This is a genomic window from Okeania hirsuta, assembly GCF_003838195.1.
Lineage (GTDB): Bacteria > Cyanobacteriota > Cyanobacteriia > Cyanobacteriales > Microcoleaceae > Okeania > Okeania hirsuta.
On sequence record NZ_RCBY01000477.1, the window covers coordinates 1 to 2,604 of the forward strand.

General features: G+C 36.8%; 4 protein-coding genes. All 4 read right to left on the reverse strand.

Annotated features, from left to right (window positions below):
• Positions 1-110: 110 nt before the first annotated feature.
• The 4 genes from phnH to D5R40_RS36665 all read right to left on the reverse strand — a co-directional run bounded on the left by phnH (position 111) and on the right by D5R40_RS36665 (position 2,588).
• A complete protein-coding gene (phnH, locus tag D5R40_RS31975; protein WP_124155810.1) occupies positions 111-704 on the reverse strand; it encodes a phosphonate C-P lyase system protein PhnH in 594 nt (197 codons plus the stop codon).
• Positions 705-813: 109 nt separating this feature from the next.
• A complete protein-coding gene (locus tag D5R40_RS31980) occupies positions 814-1,023 on the reverse strand; it encodes a hypothetical protein (RefSeq protein ID WP_124146794.1) in 210 nt (69 codons plus the stop codon).
• A gap of 241 nt (positions 1,024-1,264) precedes the next feature.
• Positions 1,265-1,708, reverse strand: a complete 444-nt coding sequence (gene phnG / locus D5R40_RS31985) for a phosphonate C-P lyase system protein PhnG (RefSeq protein WP_124146795.1) — start codon at positions 1,706-1,708, stop codon at positions 1,265-1,267.
• A 733-nt stretch (positions 1,709-2,441) separates the two neighbouring features.
• Entirely contained in the window at positions 2,442-2,588 is a 147-nt protein-coding gene (locus D5R40_RS36665) for a hypothetical protein (RefSeq protein WP_161564932.1), read from the reverse strand.
• Positions 2,589-2,604 lie beyond the last annotated feature (16 nt).

Below are 2,604 nucleotides of genomic sequence, written 5' to 3' on the forward strand. Positions count from 1 at the left end.
AAGAAATAATATTTCCTTATATTCAATTCCGTAACGGTTTTAACCAGAGGTAATTATCAATTATCCATTATAAATTATCAATTAATTAAGCAGCATTTCGCAGGAAATACTTACGTTTTTACTAATCTACTTTTAGTTGTTCTTGGTAAACCAATAACTGTATTTTGAGCAAAGAAAAATATATCTACTCCTAAAGGATAATTATTAAAGTTAACTTCCCATTCTGACCAGAAAAATTCCGGTAATTTCGGAATTGAAATTGCTATTTCTTCTAAAATTCCCGGTCCTTTCAATATAACTTTATCGCCAGATTCTAAATTCGATCCTTGCACAAATAAAGTAGTTGAATTTTCTGGTTCTTCTGCCGTACCATGATGAAAGTTTGATAGCTTGGGAATAGTTTGAATATTCTTTATTACAGCAAAGTCAGCAATTTGAGAATTTTCGGTAAAATGACAACCTGTGTGAAACAATAACCAAGCTTTTACATCTTGATGAAAATCTGAACTTAACCATACTTTTGTTTCCAAATCTAACATTGTCAAACAGGCAGCAGCACAAGCTATATTCAAGTCAGATGGTGGTGTTAATTTAGCATCTATTTTTTGCTGCTTTCCTGGATAAGATAAGGCATTTAGTAGATGGGTAAAAGTTCTTTGAGAATTATGTACAATATCAGGCAATCCTGGTAGTTTAGTAATCATAAAAAAAGCTTTGAAGCTAACAAGTACCTGTGACAATTAGTTGATTGATTTATTATTAGAAATATAGCGTTTATCAGCCTAATGAGGTACACTTATCTTTATTGTTCTTCTATTCCCTGTTCCCTTTTCCCTCTCTTGGTGCGCGTTCCCTCTCTTGGTCAGCATTCCCTCTCTTGGTCGGCATTCCCTTGCGACTGGCATCGTCGCGGGGTCTGACCGCTTGTGTCTGTCGCCGACGCGGGGTCGCACCGCTGTTTCCTAAAACTAACGAATTGGCGTTGCTGAGTGGTAATAATTTTGAGATTAACTTTGGGCGCAAAACATCAGTTTTTCAATTTTACCTTCAGCTAATAGACATCTCCAAGAATCAAAAATCAATATCTATATCCCAAAGGAATTATCAATTCTTTACCCCTATAGCAAAGCTGCCTACTCCCTACTCCCTATGGGTGGAGTAGATGTCTAATTATCATTACATTTAAGCAACGCCAACGAATTTTGTACCTCACGCTTCTTGGGAATTGCTATAACACTAATAATACACCTCACACAAAAATTGATTAATCCCCTCTGGCAATAGTAAAAAAATTAACTTTCGTAGCTTCTGTTTGTAGTTGTTCAATTTCCTTTTGGTGATTAACTTCTGCTTCAATAAATTCAAGAACGACAGACTTTACAACATCATGCCATTCAGGCAGTTGCATTAAACCATCGCACAAAGCAGCAAGTTCAGCATGACGATGCGATCGCCCTGCCACATAACCAAAACCCATAACATCCTCTATCTTGACTGCACAACGAGTAATAGTTATTTCCCCTAGATTAAATATTTGTCCCGTTCCACCAGCGCGGCCTCGTACCATTGTCAGACCTATTTCTGGTGGCCTTATAAAGTTGTATGCAGGCAATTTGCCTATCTCTGCAACTTTTGTCTCTAACTGCTTCAAATTAGATTTAGCTAAGGTTTTTATCCATCCCTGTCGCATTTCTGTTTGAATGTCCATAGATTGGTTTTCTAGTCCAATTAACCAGAGCAATATTTGTATATACAAATTCCAATATATACAATATATAATAGATATATACCTTTTATTCAAAAAAAACTAACTGCTACATTGCGGTTGTCATAATGGTCAAAATATTAGTATTCAATTATCGAGTAAACGCCCATTTCTCAAAGTAATATCTGGCAATTTAGGGGGTGGGGGTGATCTCTATGACTAATATCAATTCACTTTAAAGATGTCACAAATAGTTTCAAACCCAATATCTGAAATAATTTCCTGAAATTACTGTGGCATCAAAGTTTGGAGTCTATAAAATTTAACTTTTAACTTTTGATTTTTGACTGTCTTGAGTGCGTCTTACATCCTGAGGGTGCCTCAGAATTTCGCACTCGCTTTTGACTTCCGTGAAACGGTATAAGAGTCAATCTTCCAACTCAATTATCAATTCTCTGGAACTCATGACTTTTTGCAGATAACTGGCCAAGTTAGGCATATTTTTTTCTAATTCTGGAAAAAACTCAAAACTTTGTTCAATACCATTAGTATATTTAACTTTGACTGCTCCCCAGACTCAAGTCACGGGGATTCTAAGCAGATACTACGCAACAGGATAAATCCGTGTTGCTCCGTTTCTTCTTAGCTGACCAAAGATATACTCTTTGGGGACAAGTCAAAGTGCCCCTACACAGTTGGCTTAAGTTTAACCCTAGCTTTCTGCTTACTTTTGTGATTATATTTGCAGCTCCATTACAGTCTGCATTAATACACCAATTATTACCTGTTCTATACAAACCACGCTGTCTTGATGCAGTCGCTCATGGGGGAAACCCCCAAGACCGCGCTGCATCGCTTTATTCTCTTTCCTGACGGTTTCCAATTATTGGGTTTCTCAC

Excerpts from the sequence above, each read along its gene's own strand:
- phnG (WP_124146795.1), bottom strand. The coding sequence starts at position 1,708 with ATGGACATTCAAACAGAAATGCGACAGGGATGGATAAAAACCTTAGCT.
- phnH (WP_124155810.1), bottom strand. The coding sequence starts at position 704 with ATGATTACTAAACTACCAGGATTGCCTGATATTGTACATAATTCTCAA.